This window comes from Cryobacterium sp. GrIS_2_6 (assembly GCF_035984545.1).
Lineage (GTDB): Bacteria > Actinomycetota > Actinomycetes > Actinomycetales > Microbacteriaceae > Cryobacterium.
In genome coordinates, this window is record NZ_JAXCHP010000001.1 from 2180066 (window position 1) to 2198244 (window position 18179).

Genomic DNA, 18179 nt, shown 5'->3' on the forward strand with positions numbered 1-18179 from the left:
GATCTGGCAGGCTGCCCAAAGCTAGATTCAGCTCGTTGCGGCTCCCGCCCCTCGCCAGGCGGCCACGACGGACCACCCGAGGAATAGAAACAAGAACACGATGGGAGCAGTCGTGGCCTCCGGTATGAACTGGGCTGTCCCTGCAGCGATCGCGACCAGAACGAAGCCAATCCATGACGGCACCCGAGCGGCCCTATGGCCTGCTACCCACGCAGCATCACTGGCCATCGTGGGCGGAATCCTGAGCCCAACGAAACCATTGCGGCGAATCTTTCCCGACGCGGCAAGCTGCGTCACAATGACGACGAGGAACATTGCGGCAGCAATGATGTAGGCGGCGAAATTCGTTTCGTAAGTCATGCCTCAGGGTATCGACACCGCACAACATCAGCCGGTGTCGCGTAGCTGGGAATCGACTTCGCACGCGAATACCGGCTGCTTGACGGCGACGAGTCCCAGTCCGTTTTCGACAGGCCCGCGAAAGGACCGCTTAAGTCGGCCCAGCAAGTCTCGCGTCACGATGCCGCTCGAGCGCGACACTGGCGTCCGGGCCCCGGCCCGGGCCTCCGAGAGGTCGCGCCGTCAGAGGTGCACATGGCCGCAAGCCGAACCCTCAACGCAGCGTTCCCGCGCGCATCTCAACCTTCTCGGTGAGGGACGGTAGCCAGAGGAACGCGGGCATCGACAATCGTGGACGGTCCCGGAAGAGCCCGTCCCAGCGCGCCCAAAGCACGAATGCGATCAGGTAAACGGCGCCGGCCGCGAGCGGCAGCCCCGCAGCATGCCAGGTGTTCCCAGCCGAGGCGAACCAGTCGGTGTAGGGGATCCCGGAGCTCGCAGCGATTGCGGTGCGGGCAAACACCGTATTTCATTGATGAGTTCGTTCGTGGCCCCTTGTCCGTAGGCTCCTTGGCGGCCACGCTTGATGCAGCGGCCACTCTGGCCTTCGGCCCGGGTCAGCTGGTGTGCGGTCCAAGGAGGAGCCATGCGCGAAGCAGACGAAATGCGTCAGGCGTACGAACGCCTCATTGCCGCAGTCGGAGCGAACGATCCGGTGGCACTGGCCGAAATCCTCAGTCCGGGCATTGTGGACCACAGTGCCCTCCCGGGCCAACCGCCGGGCCTTGCCGGCATAACCCTCTTGATGCGGGGGATGACGCCAGCCTCGCGGGTCTCACCGGAGCGGTCGAGGACACCGTGGTAGAGGGAGACAAAATCTCGGGCCGGATCACGTGGCGCGGGACCCACGTGGGGCCCTTCCTGGGCCTGCCGGCGACCGGCAAGCCCGTGAGATTCAGCGCCATGCATGTACTACGGTTCGAGGACGGCCTGGCCACTGAATGGTGGGGCGTGCCCGACCTCTTTGGAGCGCTCACAGACCTGGGTGCCACGTTCGAACTAGCGCCAGGCTGAAATGCTCGGCGATGTGACAGGGCGTGGCGCGCGTCTCGGGTCGGCTGCTGGGTTTGTGTCCTCGTTTGTGGGCCTGGGGCTTCCCTGCGTCTTTGGGACAACGGGGGTCAGGTGGGGAGGCGGTTGATCAAGGTGAGTGCAGCGGCGGTGGCCAGGTCGCGGTCGTGGGTGAGTACGAACTCGTACGAGCCCTCGGCGTGGTTGCTGGGGTTGACCTCGCGCGCCGCCAGGACTGCGGCGAAATCCGCTGTGAGCACCACGATGTCCCACTCGTCGAGCAGGGGGTCGGTCGGGCCGATTTGGGCCACGCGGATGCGGCTGTCTCGCTCGATCTCAGCGTCCCCGGCCATGTATACCGCCACCAGGCCTGCCGTCTCAGCGAGTGCGCGGTAGCGTCGTCTGGTGTCGGGCGTGAGGTTGCGCTGGTGTTGGAATGTCGAGAGCACCACGGCCGAGTTACCGCTGGCCAGTGCGCGGGATTCCAGGAAGATGCTCATCTCCACCAGCAGTGCCCGGTTCGACAGGCGCGGGGTGCGCATCGGCGCCACAACCTCATACGGGGTGCCGCTCGGCGACACCGTGACCGCGGGGTCGGCGGGAAAAGTGATCCCGGTGAGGGCGGCCGCGTTGGGGACTTCGGCCACTGGGCGGCCGAAGAGCCAGCCCTGCCCGTAGGTGGCCCCGAGCGCGCGAGCGGTGACCCGGTGCTTCTCGGTCTCGACGCCCTCGGCGAGCACGACGGCACCGGTTCGTTCAGCGTGCGCGGCGACGGCGCTCATCACCCGGGCAGCGTCCTGGCCGGGACGCTCGCGGATGAGAGCCATGTCGAGTTTTATCAGGTCGGGTGCCAGCAGGGGCAGCAGGGCGAGCGAGGCCGGATCGGCGCCGAGATCGTCTATGGCTATGCGATAGCCCAACGCCCGTGCCCGGTCGATGGCGTAGAGAAGCCCGGAAGGATCGTTCATGAGGGCACGTTCCGTGACCTCGAGTACGGCGGCGGCCGGCGGATGAGGCGTGTCGGCAAGGTCGGATCGGCGCAACGATCCCGGCTCCACATTTACGAAAAGCGTGTGCGCAGTGGTGAAGCCCTGCTCGGTGGCGGTGCGGACGCTCGACAGCCAACAGGACAGGTCGAGATCGGTGACGCGGTCAAGCTCGTGAGCGCGCTCGAAGAGCGCAGTCGGATTGTGGAACTCGGTGTCGACCGGGCCTCGGCTGAGTGCCTCGTAGGCCACGACGGTGCCGGACTCGAGTTCGACAATGGATTGGAAACGGGTGTTGATCAGCCTGTCAGCGAGAATCTTACTGAACAGGGCGTCGGACTCGCGCGCCTTCACTGTCGTCCCCACAGCGTCCCCCAATCCGCGCCGGGGCGCGATCTACTGCAGTCTAGCGATGGGCCGGCGGGATGTCGGCAACACACGTTTCAAGGCCGTGTCTGAACAGCCAAGGGATCACCTTTCGGCGTTGACGATCCGGAAATCGCCGAGCTTCGTCCACCCGTCAAGCACGACGTCGTTGGCGACCACAATTCTGGCGTTGCCTGTCCCGGCGCTGCTGACCCGTATCTGGGTTGCGTTGCCGTCTGACCCGCAGCTTGAGGCTGTCCCCGCCGATGGGTTGGAGAGCACGAGGCAGAAGCCGGACCGCCCCAAGTCCGGATCGACGTATTTCGTTACGAAGTAGCTCGGACCCCTCGAGCTCTGGCCGTTGTAGACGGGCACCCGAATCGTCTGTCCAGAAAACGATCAGACGGGCGCAGTATCGTCGCGGGCAGATTGAGGAGAGGAAGCATCATGATCGCCGGCCGTTTGCAGACCCGCACCTCTGAGGACATCGAGGTCCGCGCTTTGTCTGGTTGCCAGTGGAGAGTCATCGACCGCCGCATCGCCAGAAACAATGCTCTCTGCCTGGTTGGCTTCATCAACAAGAACCACGGCCGCTATGAGGTCATGGAATTCCTTGACCCGGTTGAGCGCACTGTCTTCCCGAGTCTGGAGGGAGCGATATCGTCTTTCGTGAACTCGCCATCCACCATCATTGACCGCAGCCTGTCGGAGAAAACAAACAGAACACTCATCTAGTTGGATGTTACTGGCGTCCCGGACTGCACTCGCCACCGATCTTTGGTCGAAGCCCATGATTCACCGGTGCCCGGCTTCTGCGCGGCATTCCGACTGCGCGAATCCGGCACCCCTAATACAGAAAATGCTTCTTGGCTTTGCGTATGTGCAGTCCCGACCTGGAGACCATGGCTTGATCGGGCGGGCCGAACAGGTGCGGCTTGTCGCGCCGCCGACGAGGACTAGGAACTGGCCCAGTGCTGGTCCAAATAACACGATCGATACCTGCCGGCCGACCCGGATGCGTACGAAGTGACGTGAAAGTCCGAGTCGTTGATTCAGGGTGCGGAGGGAAACCTGCCCGCGCTCACCCGTGCCTCGTTCGTGGGATGGGTTTACTATGACGAAAACGCTTGATTGAACTGGAAGGGACCGATCATGAGTGGTACGGACAAAATCAAGAACGCGACCGAGAAAGTCGTGGGCACAGGCAAGGAAGCTGTTGGGAAGGCAACCGACAATCCCAAGCTCGAAGCAGAGGGCAAAGCCGATCACGCTAAGGGCAGCCTCAAGCAGGCCGGTGAGAACGTCAAAGACGCTCTGAAGTAAAACCGAAGCTCTTCAGGGCCGGTCCCGATACCCGCAACAGCCCGTATCGGGACGCTGATAAGCGCCTGCAGCCGGGCCAACCATTAACACTCAGGGTCTTGCCTTGTTTCTCTGTCGGGCCGGAGCCCACGACTCTGCACACTTTCGCTTATCTCCTTCAGCGCTTTTCGGGTCGCGGCAGCGCACCCTATAGACGGGCTGATACCGCAGGAACGCGAACTTGCACACAGTTGGCGAGTAGCGCTTGGTGGGTTGTTCCAACTGAAATCAGGATCGTCACAGTCCTCGGCCTCATCATCACGCTCATCCCCGCGACAGCGGTCGCGCGAAAGCGGTCGCGCGATAGCGGAACGGTGGCGCTTCACGGTTCGCTCTACGCAGGTTCGGCCCATTCGGCGTTTCCTTGCGGTACCTGTGCAAAAATGTCGGTGTGTCCTGGTCTGTCTGCAACGAGCCGACGACCGTGGCGGGGCAACCCAAACGGCAAGACCGGACCGATGCAGACGGGAAGACAATGAACGAGAAGTCCACCTACCGCGCCATCTTCTATGGTGCCAACCCGATCGCGTCCGGCACGGAACGAGAACTGGCCTTCGTCGACGGCGGCTACCAACAGACAGTCACCCTCGAGGTGGACGAGGAAGGCACCATTGTCCGCCGGGTATTCAAGCTGGGGCATATGACCGAAGAACCGATCGCGTACCAGTACGTCGAAGACATGCACGATGCTGCGGCCGAACCGGACGTTCCCAACTAAGCCTAGTAACGGCGCGCCCAGGATTCACCTCTCAAGGGCATCGGCGGCCGTAACGCGGGAGTGGTTGAGGATGATGCGGAGGTCGAACGTCCGGTAGTGAACGCGCGTCCGAGGCGCGGGTCGGTTTGCCGTCAGTCGGGCACGCGTGTCCTCCTGGGGGCTGAAGACGCGCGAGGATCAGTTTGTCGTGGGCCGGTTGGGGTTGAATCCTTTTCTGAGTTCCGCCGGTGCGATTAAGACCAGCGCTAGTGCCATGGACACGATCAGGTCGGTGGGGGCCACCCATGCGAAGTGCAATGCGTCGCGCAGCGGCGGGAGATAAATGGCGAGAAGAAGGAAGGCGACTGCTGTAATCGCCCAGAGGTTCATGATGCGGTTGGTGAGCAGGCCGTGGTGCAGTATCCAGTCGCGGTCGCTGCGCGAGATGAAGGCTAACGCGACGTGACCAATCATCCAGGCGGCAAATGCGCATGCCTGCACTTGCGCGGTGGACAGCCCTCTCCAGTTGGCCCACGCGTAAGCGGCCATGACTGCAGCGAACAGCAGTCCGCCCTTGAACAAGATGGTTCGCAAGGCGGCACCGTCGATGAGTGGACCGCGGGCACGGCGCGGTTGGCGCCGGGCAATGTCGGCTTCTGCGGGTTCAGCGACGAAACCAGCGGAGGCCGCGAGGTCCATGAACAATTCCAGCACGATGATCTGGATTGGCGAGAATGGTAGGGGGAGTCCGACCAGTACCGGCAACAGGAAAATCGCGATCAAACCGACCTTGACCGCGAGGTAATAATTGACTCCCTTGCGCAGGTTGTCGAAAAAGTGTCGCCCCTCGAACACGCCGCGCGCCAGTGTTGCGTAGTTGTCATCGGCCAATATAGCTTGCGCCGCTTCCTTGGCCACGTCGGTGCCCTTGATGCCCATAGCGATTCCGACGTCGGCGGCCTTGAGCGCCAGTGCGTCGTTGACGCCGTCTCCCGTTACCGCCACTACCTCGCCATTTTTCTGTAAGGCCTGCACCAAACGGTATTTGTGCTGGGGGGTGGCGCGTGCGAAGACGGAAACGTCCTGCACGACCTGGGCGAGCTTCGTATCGTCGAATTGATCCAGTTCCTCGCCGGTGAGTACTCGATCGGCTGCGATGCCAACGTCCCGGGCAATAGCTGCGGCGGTGGCCGGGTGATCGCCGGTGACCATCACGGTGCGGATACCCGCGCGTGCCACCTGCGCGAGAGTGGCGTGCACTCCGGGCCTCGGCGGGTCAGCCAGGGCCACGAGGCCGGCGATGTCGAGGTCGTGTTCCAGCTCGTCCAGCGGCACATCTGTTGAATGGGCGTCGATCGTGCGCGTGGCCGCGGCAATGACCCGCCGTCCTTGGGCTGTTTCTTCGGCAAGTTGTTCGCGAAGCGTCCCCGGCACTTCACGGCAGCGATCGAAGATCTCCTCCGGCGCTCCGGTCAGGTGAAGGCGCAACGACCCGTCCTGGTGTTGCCACAGCACCGCTTTGCTGCGTCGGCCGGCGCCTGGGTGGCGCAACTGCAGGATCTCGCCGACCGGCTTCGCCATGCCAAGACTGTGAGCGCGCTCGAGTACGGCTTGTTCTAACGGGTCCGGAACATCTGGGGAGACTGTGCCCAATGCGGCTTCAAGAACTGTGTGTTCCTGTTCTTGGGGCCACACGGTCGCCACGTGCATGCGGCTCTCGGTCAAGGTACCGGTCTTGTCCGTGAGGATGACCGTGGCGTCGCCCAGAGTCTCGGCCGCGCGCAGCCGCTTGACGAGGAACTTCTGTCGCGACAGCCGGTAGGCGCCGAGCCCCAGGACCATGGTGATGATGATGGGCAGTTCCTCAGGAATAGTCGCGAACGCGAGCGAGAGCCCGGTGAGGATCATCTGCCGCAGGTCGCCGCCGCGCGCGATTCCGATCAGCGGAATAACAACGGAGAAGGACACCGCGACCCAGACCAGCTTTTTCGCTAGGGATTTCATCGCCAGTTGTAGCGGCGTCTTAGGTGGCTTTACGGTGCCAAGCTGGGCAGCGAGCTGGCCCAGCCGGGTGGCGCTGCCAGTAGCGGTGGCTTCGCCCTCGCCTTCGCCCGCCAGGACCACAGTGCCGGCGTAGACGACATCACCGACGGACTTCTCCGCGGGCAATGATTCGCCGGTGAGGGTCGACTCGTCCACGCTGAAGTTGATGGTGTCGGTAAGCGTTGCATCGGCTGCGACTCGTACGCCGGGTGCCAGGATCAGTAGGTCGCCCGGCACGACCGTTTCGGTGTCTGTCGTGATGACTTGGCCTGCGCGGCGTACCCGCGTCTGGGGCTCGGAGAGGCGTCCGAGGGCGCCGATGGCACGTTTGGCACGAAATTCATTGGCAACTTCCGCCGTCACCAACAGCAGAATCACGACGAAGATAGTGATGGCGTCCCCGAGCCCACCCCACACGCTGTAGAGCACGCCCACGCCCAGCAACAGCAGAATCATCGGCTCCCTGATTTCCTCCGCAGCGATTGCCCAAAAGCGCACCGGGGCGGGCGTGAACAGCCGATTCGGCCCCGAACGAGCGAGACGGGCGGTGGCTTCAGCAACAGTGAGGCCGGGGTGGACGGATATTTTCACTGGAATTTCTTTCTTATCGGTACAGCGCTACTCGCGTTTCGAGGACACCGGGTGAGTCCAGATTCAGGAGTACGGTCATTTCGTTCATCACGGCCACCGACCGAAGCTTCCTTGACCATGCATTTCCATGCTAGATCGTTCCGATATGCCCAATATCGCAGTCGGAGCGGCAGTGACACCGCACCAATCTGTCACAGCTCATCCCCGGTGAGCGGACCGCGTTTTCCGATCACCAAGACCGCCAGGACCAGGCGCAAGGACCCGCATGGTCACAGACGACGTGGACGCGGGCTTGTCCATGTTTAGTTACGGGTAGAACACTTCTAAGACCGTTACGCACGCTTTGAGTGCGTCCAGGAGTGCTGCACCGCCAATGATGACGGCGATGGCCACGGGTATGACCGTCGCCCAGCGGCTTGTCGGGGGTTCAACGGCCAGGGCTGCGAGGCGTTCCCGAACATGGTCGGAGGTGTAGGCCATCACGGTAGGGGGTGTCCTGGTCGCGGCTAGGGCGGCTCGGGCGAGGGAACGCGCCGTGACCGGCCGGCTGGACTGTTCCGCTGCGCGTTCATCGGCCCAGCGTTCGGTTTGTAGCCGAATTTCGCGACGAATCGTGCCAAGAAGAGGGTTGATAGCGACAGCGATGACCGCGATCACCCGGTAGATGTGGTGATGATTGGTCAGGTGCGCTTGTTCGTGCGCGAGGAGCGCCTGGCGTTCAGGGCCCGTCAAGGTATCTAACATTGCGGTCGACACGATCACGGTGCCAGCGCCAATGGGAACCGCAAAAGCGTAGGGGCGGCTATCGACGAGGACCATCAGCCCGTCCTCGGACTCGTTGACTACATCCCGCAATTCCCGGATGGTCTGCCATTCGTGGACGACGGCGAATACGGTCCGAACTGCTAGGAACACCAGAATGGCCAGTGCGGCGGCGCCGATCGGCCACGGGACGCCATCTCGTCCGCCGACGAGTTGCTCCCGGTCGGCACCGATTCCCAAGAGGGGCAACAGCTTTACGCTGCCGCCGACCGCCAGCAAGGTCAGTGTCCCGACACTAGCGACTGCGCTCAAGAGGGCAAGGGCCGAGAGCAATCGCGTCGCCGCTGAGGGAGTCAGGCGTCGAGAGACAACCGGACCGGCCATCGCAAGGAGACAGGCGACGACCAGAGGCAAGTAGAGACTGTAAATCATCAAGTGCCATCCGGGCGAGAGTCGACCAATAACTCCCGGAGTAGAGCCTCATCAGCGGGCGCGATGGCGTCCAGGAAGCCTTGAAGAACTGCGGACCGGTCCGCGCCTCGCGCCAACAGGCTGGCCATCCGTTGGGCAGCGACATCGGATCCGTCCGGTACGGGCCGGTAGGTGAAAGCGCGGCCGGCCTTTTCCCGTGCGACGCGCCCTTTCGCCGTCAAACGCGTCAACACCGTCAACACCGTTTTGTACGACAGGTCCGGGGCGCCGAGCTGAGCATGAACCTCGGCGCCAGAGAGTGGTGTGGTGCTCAGCCACAGCGTGCTCAGCACTTGAGCTTCGAGGGCGCCCCGCTCCCGCCGCACATTCACGATGATTCTCTCCCGTCCCGTACCGCGGTAGACCGCCGTGGAAGTCCTACGTCATGTAAGATTTCAGTCTTACGACTTGTAAGACTTGCCGTTACTTAGTCTACCCAACCCTCATCACAGGAGAAAACGTGCCCCTTGCGCTCTTCCCAGGAACACAATCGGTGACGTCGATACCGGCGTTGCTCGCCCACGCGAGCGTCGCCTACACTCCCTTCGACCAGGGCATCCGGCATATCGCCACTCTCGCCGGCTATTTGTCCTACGGTTTGATGGCATTGGCAATTGTCTTCGGGATTTTGACCACCACCGGGTGGGCCAGGCGTCTCGTCAGCCGAAGCGGGATGTCTTCGGCCCATATTGTTCTGGCGGTCACTGCGTTGACGTTCGGCACCCTCCACGGGGTGTCGTACATCTTCCAGACCGGCCAGAACTTTGGTCTCATCAATGCGATTGTGCCCTTCGTGGCCGGCGGGTCGCCCAGCGTGGGACTTGGCATCATCGGTTTGGATTTGGGGCTCGCCGTCGCGTTGTCGATCGTGGTCCAACGACGCCTCGGCTACCACCGCTGGCACATTGTTCACTACTTCGCCTACGGCGCCTTTGCACTCTCCCTGATTCACACCTTCACGGCGTCCCCAGAAGTTCAGTCGCTGCGCCTTCTCGGGGTTGGTGTTATCGGCGCCGCGGCAGCATGCCTTCTGGTCTACATTCTCCGCATCCTGCCCGCAACCACAGCGGTTGGCCTGCGGATCGCGCCGGGTGAAAAGTGAGTACCTCTCCGGAACTCTCAGATACTCGACAGGAAACCACGCCCGTCGACGTCAGTGTTGACAACCGCCAGTGTCATCTCTACGGGATTTGCGAGCAAGAAGCGCCCGAGGTATTCGCACTAGGAGTCGACGGGCGGCTTCGGTACTCCGCGCACCCAGCGGCCCGGGAGGCCGCGGCAACTCGACAAGCCGCGCGGCTGTGCCCTATGCAAGCGATCACCCTGTCGGGGTCTGTCTCGTGAGTGCGCGTGCGGAACGAATCGTCGTCGTGGGGGCCGGCCTTGCCGCCCTGTCCGCAGCGGAACGCCTCCGGGAAAGAGGATTTGCCGGCGACATTGTGATCATTGGGGAGGAAACCCACGGACCCTACAATCGGACCCCTCTCTCCAAAGGCCTCCTCACGGGCCAGGTCAGCACGCGAGAACTTCCGCTGCGCAGCTACACGCCCCTGAACGTGCAGTGGAAATTGGGCAACAAAGTAACCGGCTTGGACATTGCTCGCCGCGTACTTCGAACGGAAAAAGCCGCCGATATCGGCTTTGACGGTCTGATCATCGCCACCGGAGTACGGGCCAGGCACCTGCCCGGAGCGCCAACGGATGCTCCCCATGTGTGGACACTTCGGACCCTCGAGGACGCACGGGCGATCGACCGTGCGATGACGAAGGCCCGCCGCATCGCCGTCGTCGGTGGCGGCTTCTTAGGCTGCGAAATCGCCTCGACCGCCCGCGAACGCGGAATCGCCGTGACCCTCATCGATCGAAGCCCAACGGTGCTGCACCGATCCCTGGGCGCCCCCATCGGAGCAGCCATCGGCGAAATGCACCGAGCAGCGGGCGTGCGCCTTCACCTCGGAGTCGGCGTGAGCGGCTGGACCGAAACCCGTCGCGGCGCACGACTCACGCTCGACGACAACGAAAAAGTCGACGCCGATCTTGTCGTAATCGGTGTTGGAACTGACCCCAATACGGAATGGTTACAGGACTCAGAACTCGACATCACGGACGGAGTCCTCTGCGACGCGACCGGACATGCCCTCGCCCGGGACGGGGCTAGGGTGGAGGGCATCGTGGCAGCAGGAGACGTCGCCCGCTGGCCCAACCAACGCTTCGATGGCATCCCCCGGCGGGTAGAACACTGGATTAACGCCGTCGAAATGGGACAGGCCGCAGCAGACTCCCTTCTTGCCGGGCCCGCGGCGAGCCCGTTCTGCCCGACGCCACGGTTTTGGTCCCACCAGCACGGGGCACGAATCCAAGCTTCCGGCCAACCAGCCCTCGGAACCTCGATGACCCTTCTGGACGGATCTTTCCAGGACCGACGGTTCATCGCCGGATTCACCGGGCCTGGCGACACTGGACCAATTCTCGTTGGGATTGTTGCTGTCAACATGCCGCGCAGCTTGCTGCGCTGGCACGAAAGTATTGGACACCCCGCCAGCGACCTCTCCCTCCACCCGCGCCAAGTCACCGCCCTCCAGGACTAGAACCTCGAAGTAGTCGAAGCAAACGCATCCGAAGTGAAGGAGAAACCGTGCGCAGAACGTCCGAACGCGGTCCCGATGCAGTAGAACGGCGGACGGAGAGCCCGCGCTTTTCCCTCGCGCCCGGATCCCGACGCATAACGACACGGATCACGCTCCGTCGGCTGCTCCACGCTGAGTCCTCCAATTACTACCTGTTGCTGGGGACGACTCTTTTCATGGTCGGGTTCGGGCTGATGATGGTCCTTTCCGCCTCATCCGTGGATTCACATACCGCCGGCGACAGCTTCTTCGCCGTGTTCTGGAAACAGGGTGCCAGCGCGATGGTCGGTATCCCACTCATGCTGATCATCGCGCGAATCCCCAGCGCCTTCTGGAGAAAAAATGCGCGGCTGCTCCTCATCGCAGCGTGTCTGCTCCAGCTACTCGTCGTCGCCACCCCCCTCGGCACGCAAGTAGGTGGAAACCGAAACTGGCTACGCATCGGAAGCTTTTCCTTGCAGCCATCCGAAGCACTAAAAGTCGCCTTGGCCATCTGGATCAGCATGTTTTTGGTGAAGCGGTCCACGAGAATCACGGACTGGAAATACTCGCTCCTCCCCGTCGTCCTCGTGGCAGGCCCAGCAATCGGCCTCGTCACAATCGGGGGTGACCTCGGCACGACAATCATCATGGGCGGGATGCTCCTGGGCGCACTGTTCTTCGCGGGCACACCCCTCAAACAACTAGCACTCACTCTCGGGACAGCGTCCGTCCTGGCCGTACTGCTGGCAATATCCCGGCCCAGCAGACTGATCCGCATATTGGCGTTCCTGAACCCCGGGGCCGCTGACCCAACCGATGTCGGCTGGCAGATTCAGAATGGTTACTACGCACTCGCTTCCGGCGGCATTTTCGGTGTGGGCCTCGGAAACTCCCGATCAAAATGGGGCTGGCTTCCCGCAGCGGACACGGACTTCATCTTTGCCATCATCGGTAACGAGCTGGGCCTCATCGGCACAGTTCTCGTACTTGTTCTCTTCGCCGTCCTCGCTTTGGTGTTCCTGAGGATTATCGGCACCAGCACCGACCGGTTCGCCCAAATCGCAACCGCCGCGATCATGGCATGGATAATCGGTGAGGCAGTCGTCAATATTGCAGTCGTCCTAGGTTTGCTGCCCGTCCTTGGGGTACCGCTGCCCTTTTTCTCATCCGGTGGCACAGCCCTCGTCAGCTCACTCGCCGCCATCGGCATCGTCCTGTCCTTCGAGCGCGAATCCAAACGACGGCACCCCGACTCGCAGCCCGAGGAAAAGGCACGCCCAAGGACAATCCCCACTGACAGGGGAGGTGCGCGCCCCAATAGCCAGGCGCCATCCCCGTCCCTCACGAAGCGGCGCCCTGAAAGGAGCAAAACGCTATGAGTTTGGCTGAAAAACTAGCCCGAAAATCATCCGACGCACCCGCGGGAAAACAAGTCCGCCTCAAATTCGTCCACATGAACGTGTGGTCCGCCGCAAAAGTTTCTCTTCTCCTCGCGTTAACCCTGGGCGTTGTGAGCACACTCGGCACCCTCATCCTCTGGCTTGTTCTCAACCAGGCAGGTGCGTTCGATCAGCTCGATACGCTCCTTGCCGGCACATTCAGCGGGTCAACAACGGGGAGCAGTCTGAAAACCTCTCTCGACCTCGGGCCGGTGCTGATCTTTTCGATCGCTCTCAGCGTCGTGGGCGCCATTGCCGGATCGGCACTAGGAGCGATCGTGGCGGTTCTCTACAACCTCAGCGCAAAACCAACCGGCGGTCTCGTCATCGGCTTCATCAATAGCTGACAGACGACTCCCCCAACCCCGAAACAACAGAACAGGCCACAACCGCTCATGACCACTCCCCACGCTGTCGACAATCTCGCCGCTCGAACACGCCTGGCCCAGCTACCGCAACCACGGCACACCATCCAACGACCCGCGATCCTCGCCCTCGTCACCCTCGCCCTCGCCCTCGGCTTCACCGTGAAATGGACCCCCCAACTCCAAAACGCAGAGTTCAAAACCGATCAACTCATAAGCCAACATCACATTCCAGCCCTGGACACAATCGCACTCACCATTCAGACGCTCCTAAGCCCGCCCGGGATCCTCATCATCTTGACCATCACCTTCCTCTTCCTACTGTTGGTCAAACGATCACCCGTCAACGCAATTGCCGTCGTCTCCGTCGCGGGCATCGGATGGCTCTCCAGCGAAGCATTCAAAATTGTCGTCGCCCAACCCCGCCCCACCCAAGCACTGCTGCAACACTCCCTCATCCCCAACGACGGCACCGGCAGCTTCCCCTCCGGACACACCACCTTCGCGGTAGCGTTCGCGATCGCCTGCTACTTCCTCGCCCGCCAAACCCGATGGTCAAGACTGACCCTCACCGGCGGCGTCTTCTTCGTCATGGTCGTTGGCCTATCCCGTCTATATATCGGAGCGCACTACCCCAGCGACATCATCGGATCCGTACTCGTGGCCGCAACCACAACCTCCCTCGTCACAATCCTGTGGAACAGGGTCGCCCTATCTGTAGTGGCCCGGATTCCCTTCCTTGATCGGTTTGGCCCACTACCAAAACCTCCGGCCAAACCAAAGCAGTGAGGCACACTCTGCAGGACGGCACAACACGCCGGTCCAGAGCGGGGTCAGCGTCTTGTATCCCATGGGTGGCCTAATCTGCCCAGATGACTTCCCAGTTGGTGAGCTGGGCGCGGAGCACAGCGATCCCGGCCTGCTGGCCCGTTGTGCGCGCGGCGAACCCTCCCAAGTCAAGATCCCTTCGCGGGTCCAGATCGAGCGTGTTCGTGCAGACAGTTGCGAAAAACGACACGCCCACGCCGGCGCGTCGACCTGGTTCTCGTCGATCAATTCCTGCCCGTGACGATAAGAGTCGTGTGGGAAGATGGCACAAAAAAACGAAGCGGAGCAGGTATGAGCACTGGAATTGTGGTCATTGACATTCAGAACGACTACTTCCCCGGGGGTGCATATCCCCTCACCGGGAGTCTGTCGGCCGCGGTCATCGCCCGGGGCGTCCTCGACACGGCCCGCGCCATCGGCACCCCCGTCATCCACTTCCGGCACCTCGCCACCGAACCAGATGCGACATTCTTCGTCCCCGGGACCGTGGGGGCCGAGATCTACCCGCTCCTGGCGCCGGTGGCGACCGAACACCACTTGACCAAAGGCTCCCCGAACGCCTTCATCGGCACCGGACTCGAACAGCTGCTTAGGGACGAGGACATCGACCACCTCGTCATCATGGGCATGATGAGCAGCATGTGCATCGACGCCACCGCCCGGGCCGCGCTCGACCTCGGCTTGATCGTCACCGTCGTGCACGACGCCTGCGCCGCACCCGACTTCGAGTTCCAAGGCACCGAGGTTCCCGGGGCATCCGTCCAGGCCGCCTTCATGGCCGCGCTCCGCGACGCGGGTGCTGAGGTGCTCGCCGCCGCCGACCTCCACCTCGCTCCGCTCTCGGCACACTAACGGCATCCTGCCCGGCCAGGTCGACAACGCGACACGACTCAGAGGCAAGGCCACCGCGTGCGAGGCGCAACCTCAGCGGCAACAAAGCATCGATTCGTGGGCTGAGGAACATGAACGTTCCCAGCCTGCCGAAGACACCGCCGATTCTGACTCTCACTGTCAACCCTGCCCTCGATGTCAGCGCCTCGACGGCCCATGTGGCCAGTGAACACAAATTGCACTGCAGGGTCACCCGCATCGACCCGGACGGCGGCTACCGGAAGGGAACAGGGACATGGGCTGCTTTGGCCCAGTCGAACCGGATGCGTTGACCGCCCGATTCGTTGAGAACATGGGCCTCAAGCTTCATGATGCGATGATCGGCTGTTGCTTGATCGTTTTCGACGATATCGAAGCGATAGGTGTTGGTGTGCTCGGTCACGAGGACCGCTCCGATGCCGGGGAAGATGACGAACATCTGATCTGTGAACAACAGGGTGTGTTCGTAGTGCCGGCGAAGATTCTGACCGAGCAGCGGGAAACTGGGGAGTGATTCCACCGGCCCCACAATGGCTGTCATGGTGATCATGACGTCATCCTCAGCCCCCAAGGTAAGCACCAGATGAACTGTCGGTGGGGATTCGCTGGGAATGCCGATCACCACCGCGACGACCGCGATGATCGCTGTCGAAGTGATGCCATGTATATCGCGGTTGATACGTCCGCCCTTTTCGCACTTTCCGCACTGGCGTTGGCCGCCACGAACGCGTGTAGGCGAACTTGCCGACTACGGGACTGCGACCTACCCTGGGCTACGAAGAAACGGCTCAGGGTGGGCAGAGATTCTCTGCCCACCCTGAGCCGTGACGTGCCGCTGCCGTGTGGAGACTTACTTGACGGCAACCTTGATGAGTGGGCTTCCGACCTGAACGTGGCCGGACGCTGCCTGGTCAATCGAACCGAACTTTTTGGCGTTGGTAACGAGTACCGGGGTCACCAGCGAGTAGCCGGCCGCTTCGATCAGCGCACGGTCGAAGGTCACCAGCGGGGTGCCTGCTTCGACCCTGTCGCCCGCGGCGACCTTGACGTCGAAGCCCTTACCGGCCAGGTTCACGGTGTCGATGCCCACGTGGATGAGCAGTTCGACGCCGCTGTCGAGCAGCAAGCCGAAGGCGTGACCGGTCGGCTGGGCGACGAGGACCTTGCCCGCAGCGGGTGCATATACGGTGTCCCCGGTCGGATCCACTCCGACGCCGGGCCCGACGATCCCCTTACTGAACACGGGGTCAGGAACCTCGTCGAGCGGAACGACGATACCGGCGACGGGCGAACCGATCGTGGCCAGGAGGGTGGCCAGTGCGGTCGCCGAGCCCGTTCTGGCACCAGTTGCGGCATCGGTTCCGGAGACTACCGCGGTAGCGAGGACCGGCGCTGCGATGTGCGAACCGGCTGTGGCCTTCTTGCTCTCCGCGGCTTCGTCGGCGTCGACCTGGGCGGCAACTTCCGCCTTCTGTTCCGGCGTCTGGTAGCCGGAGAGGATCACGAGGATCATCGCGGTGAAGAAGGCTGCAGCGATGGCGATCGTGTACAGCGGGATGTTGTTGAAGGCGGGGATGGTCAACAGCGAGGTGAAGACGAAAGCGCTGGTCTTGACGCCGCCGCCGAGCCCGATGATGACGCCACCGACGAGGCAACCGATGAGCATGCGCGGGTAGATGCGCTTGAAGCGGAGATGGATTCCGTAGAGAGACGGTTCGGAGATGCCGCCGAGGAGACCGGCAGCGAGAGCGCCTGTCGCGGTCTGCTTCATCAAGCGGTCCTTCTCGCGAATGGCGAGGAAGAGCACACCGGCGGTCGCACCGAAGCACGCGAAGTTCCAGGCGCCCATCGGGCCCTGGATGAAGTCAAATCCGAGGGACTGGATGTTGAGCAGCATGATCGCGTTCAGCGGCCAGTGCAGGCCGAGCGGAACCATGAACGGGTAGGCCAGCGGGATGACGACCGCGAAGATGAACGGCGAGAAATCGTTGATCGACTTGAGGAAGTTACCGAGTCCGGCTCCGCCGTACACACCGATCGGGCCGATGAGGAAGGCGGTCAGCGGGATCATGATGAGCATGCTGATGAACGGCACGAAGATCAGCTGGACGCTGGACGGGATGATCTTCTTCAAGAGCACGGTCAGGGCGGCGAGCACTCCGGCCATCAGCAGGGGCGGGAACACCTGCGAGCTGTAGTCGAATACCGTCAACGGCAGTCCGAAGATCTGCACGACGGATGCGTGGCCGCCGAAAACGGACGCCGCACCATCGGTCTTGCCCAGGGCCGTGAAGCCGGGGAGCATGACGACGGCCATGATTCCGAAGCCGACCCAGGGGTCGGCGCCCATCCGCTTGGAGGCGTTGTATGCCACCATCAGCGGCAGGAAGACGAAGACGCCCTGCCACATCAGGTTCACGAACTGCCAGGACGGATCAAGGGTGACGCCGGGCGCGTTCCAGGCCGGGATGACACCGAGGGTCGCCATCAAGGCCATGAATGTAATGAACAGCGACGCGCCCAGCAGCGCACCGAGGATCGGCCGGAACGAGTCCGACAGAACCTCGAAGAACGTGTCGAGCCCGGCGAACTTGCCGCGCGGACCCTTCGCCTTCCCCGCGGCCTTCATGTCAGCGATGGAGTCGCCGCTGCCCCTGTCGCTACCGAGCTTCTTCATCTCGGGTAGCGCCATAATGTCGTTGTAGACGGTCTCGACAGCTCCGCCGATAACAACCTGGTAACGTTCCCCGGTCTGGGGAACAGCACCCAGGACCACCGGGATGGCCTCGACGGCCTTCTGATCGATGCCGGACGCGTCCTTCAATTGGAAACGAAGTCGAGTTGCGCAGTGAGTCAGACCAACTACGTTCCCGGCACCTCCAATACTTTGAACAATGTCTGCAGCAGGTTTCGACGCCACCCTGATCTCCTTACGATATAGATGCGGAACGTGCGAGTTCCACTTAGCTACAGCCCAACGCGAACTTCGTAGTCCGGCCGAGAAGATCGTGGCAACTCCACACCTCATTAGCAATGATAACGGTTTCGCACTCAGCTGCACCGAACTCAATTACTTCCCTAGACCAGACTTGACGTGTAAGAAAACGCCGACGCACCCGACGTGGACTGGACCCTGAGCTCCTCCCGAGCTAGGGCCGTGAAAAAGCGCCCTGACTGACTACGCTCGATGAGACCTATTACGCTGAGGGGAACCTGATGTCAACAATGTGGACAGCCGTGACTCTCCGGACCAACGTCGCCTTGGGGCAGACCTTTATGGTCTTGGTCACACGGGACGAGCACGGTCAGGTACCCGCCGTCCTCGTCAACCTAATCGACACCGCTGGCCACAGACTGCCGGGAATTTGGCTCAACGAAGC

The 18179-nt window shown here is 62.3% G+C and carries 20 protein-coding genes; 11 read left to right on the plus strand and 9 right to left on the minus strand.

Features of this window, described 5'->3' with window-relative positions:
- Positions 1 to 27: 27 nt before the first annotated feature.
- Positions 28 to 360 carry an SdpI family protein gene (locus tag RCH22_RS10795; RefSeq protein ID WP_327013975.1) on the minus strand — a complete coding sequence of 111 codons (333 nt, stop codon included), beginning with the start codon at positions 358 to 360 and terminating at the stop codon, positions 28 to 30.
- A gap of 253 nt (positions 361 to 613) precedes the next feature.
- Positions 614 to 862 carry a hypothetical protein gene (locus RCH22_RS10800; RefSeq protein ID WP_327013976.1) on the minus strand — a complete coding sequence of 83 codons (249 nt, stop codon included), beginning with the start codon at positions 860 to 862 and terminating at the stop codon, positions 614 to 616.
- Between the two features lie 101 nt (positions 863 to 963).
- Here RCH22_RS10800 and RCH22_RS21185 point away from each other — a divergent pair, with 101 nt between their 5' ends.
- Positions 964 to 1413, plus strand: a complete 450-nt coding sequence (locus tag RCH22_RS21185; protein WP_369125305.1) for an ester cyclase — start codon at positions 964 to 966, stop codon at positions 1411 to 1413.
- Positions 1414 to 1520: 107 nt separating this feature from the next.
- Here RCH22_RS21185 and RCH22_RS10805 read toward each other — a convergent pair whose 3' ends face one another.
- Positions 1521 to 2762: an EAL domain-containing protein gene (locus RCH22_RS10805; protein WP_327013977.1), complete on the minus strand. Its 1242-nt coding sequence runs from the start codon at positions 2760 to 2762 to the stop codon at positions 1521 to 1523.
- Between the two features lie 105 nt (positions 2763 to 2867).
- Complete coding sequence (locus tag RCH22_RS10810) at positions 2868 to 3137, minus strand: hypothetical protein (protein ID WP_327013978.1); 270 nt, start codon at positions 3135 to 3137, stop codon at positions 2868 to 2870.
- 72 nt (positions 3138 to 3209) lie between these two features.
- Here RCH22_RS10810 and RCH22_RS10815 point away from each other — a divergent pair, with 72 nt between their 5' ends.
- The 3 genes from RCH22_RS10815 to RCH22_RS10825 all read left to right on the plus strand — a co-directional run bounded on the left by RCH22_RS10815 (position 3210) and on the right by RCH22_RS10825 (position 4842).
- Entirely contained in the window at positions 3210 to 3497 is a 288-nt protein-coding gene (locus tag RCH22_RS10815; protein WP_327013979.1) for a hypothetical protein, read from the plus strand.
- A 417-nt stretch (positions 3498 to 3914) separates the two neighbouring features.
- Positions 3915 to 4085 (plus strand): CsbD family protein, encoded by a 171-nt coding sequence (locus tag RCH22_RS10820; RefSeq protein WP_134559319.1) that lies wholly within the window; start codon positions 3915 to 3917, stop codon positions 4083 to 4085.
- A 430-nt stretch (positions 4086 to 4515) separates the two neighbouring features.
- Positions 4516 to 4842 carry a hypothetical protein gene (locus tag RCH22_RS10825; protein WP_327013980.1) on the plus strand — a complete coding sequence of 109 codons (327 nt, stop codon included), beginning with the start codon at positions 4516 to 4518 and terminating at the stop codon, positions 4840 to 4842.
- Positions 4843 to 5019: 177 nt separating this feature from the next.
- On the opposite strand, the gene RCH22_RS10830 is transcribed toward RCH22_RS10825, so the two are convergent.
- The 3 genes from RCH22_RS10830 to RCH22_RS10840 form a co-directional block, all read right to left on the minus strand.
- Positions 5020 to 7455, minus strand: a complete 2436-nt coding sequence (locus RCH22_RS10830) for a cation-transporting P-type ATPase (RefSeq protein WP_327013981.1) — start codon at positions 7453 to 7455, stop codon at positions 5020 to 5022.
- Positions 7456 to 7761: 306 nt separating this feature from the next.
- A complete protein-coding gene (locus tag RCH22_RS10835) occupies positions 7762 to 8631 on the minus strand; it encodes a M56 family metallopeptidase (RefSeq protein WP_327013982.1) in 870 nt (289 codons plus the stop codon).
- 17 nt (positions 8632 to 8648) lie between these two features.
- Positions 8649 to 9020 carry a BlaI/MecI/CopY family transcriptional regulator gene (locus tag RCH22_RS10840; protein ID WP_327013983.1) on the minus strand — a complete coding sequence of 124 codons (372 nt, stop codon included), beginning with the start codon at positions 9018 to 9020 and terminating at the stop codon, positions 8649 to 8651.
- Positions 9021 to 9148: 128 nt separating this feature from the next.
- Between RCH22_RS10840 and RCH22_RS10845 the strand changes: the two genes are divergently transcribed.
- The 7 genes from RCH22_RS10845 (at position 9149) to RCH22_RS10870 (ending at position 14781) form a co-directional block, all read left to right on the plus strand.
- Positions 9149 to 9790 carry a ferric reductase-like transmembrane domain-containing protein gene (locus tag RCH22_RS10845; RefSeq protein ID WP_327013984.1) on the plus strand — a complete coding sequence of 214 codons (642 nt, stop codon included), beginning with the start codon at positions 9149 to 9151 and terminating at the stop codon, positions 9788 to 9790.
- The gene (locus RCH22_RS21190) at positions 9787 to 10032 is read left to right on the plus strand and encodes a ferredoxin (RefSeq protein WP_369125299.1); all 246 of its coding nucleotides are present in this window, start codon (positions 9787 to 9789) and stop codon (positions 10030 to 10032) included. The genes RCH22_RS10845 and RCH22_RS21190 overlap by 4 nt, the downstream gene beginning before the upstream one ends.
- Positions 10029 to 11276, plus strand: a complete 1248-nt coding sequence (locus RCH22_RS10850) for an FAD-dependent oxidoreductase (protein ID WP_327013985.1) — start codon at positions 10029 to 10031, stop codon at positions 11274 to 11276. The genes RCH22_RS21190 and RCH22_RS10850 overlap by 4 nt, the downstream gene beginning before the upstream one ends.
- Positions 11277 to 11323: 47 nt before the next feature.
- Positions 11324 to 12676 carry a putative lipid II flippase FtsW gene (gene ftsW / locus RCH22_RS10855; RefSeq protein ID WP_327013986.1) on the plus strand — a complete coding sequence of 451 codons (1353 nt, stop codon included), beginning with the start codon at positions 11324 to 11326 and terminating at the stop codon, positions 12674 to 12676.
- Positions 12673 to 13083: a DUF3566 domain-containing protein gene (locus tag RCH22_RS10860; RefSeq protein WP_327013987.1), complete on the plus strand. Its 411-nt coding sequence runs from the start codon at positions 12673 to 12675 to the stop codon at positions 13081 to 13083. Before ftsW ends, RCH22_RS10860 begins: the two co-directional genes overlap by 4 nt.
- Before the next feature lie 48 nt (positions 13084 to 13131).
- Complete coding sequence (locus tag RCH22_RS10865) at positions 13132 to 13890, plus strand: phosphatase PAP2 family protein (RefSeq protein ID WP_327013988.1); 759 nt, start codon at positions 13132 to 13134, stop codon at positions 13888 to 13890.
- Positions 13891 to 14220: 330 nt separating this feature from the next.
- Positions 14221 to 14781: a cysteine hydrolase family protein gene (locus tag RCH22_RS10870; protein ID WP_327013989.1), complete on the plus strand. Its 561-nt coding sequence runs from the start codon at positions 14221 to 14223 to the stop codon at positions 14779 to 14781.
- Positions 14782 to 15034: 253 nt separating this feature from the next.
- On the opposite strand, the gene RCH22_RS10875 is transcribed toward RCH22_RS10870, so the two are convergent.
- Together RCH22_RS10875 and RCH22_RS10880 are read right to left on the minus strand one after the other, a co-directional pair.
- Positions 15035 to 15349: a hypothetical protein gene (locus RCH22_RS10875; RefSeq protein WP_327013990.1), complete on the minus strand. Its 315-nt coding sequence runs from the start codon at positions 15347 to 15349 to the stop codon at positions 15035 to 15037.
- 300 nt (positions 15350 to 15649) lie between these two features.
- Positions 15650 to 17719, minus strand: a complete 2070-nt coding sequence (locus RCH22_RS10880) for a glucose PTS transporter subunit IIA (protein WP_327013991.1) — start codon at positions 17717 to 17719, stop codon at positions 15650 to 15652.
- Positions 17720 to 18179: the final 460 nt, after the last annotated feature.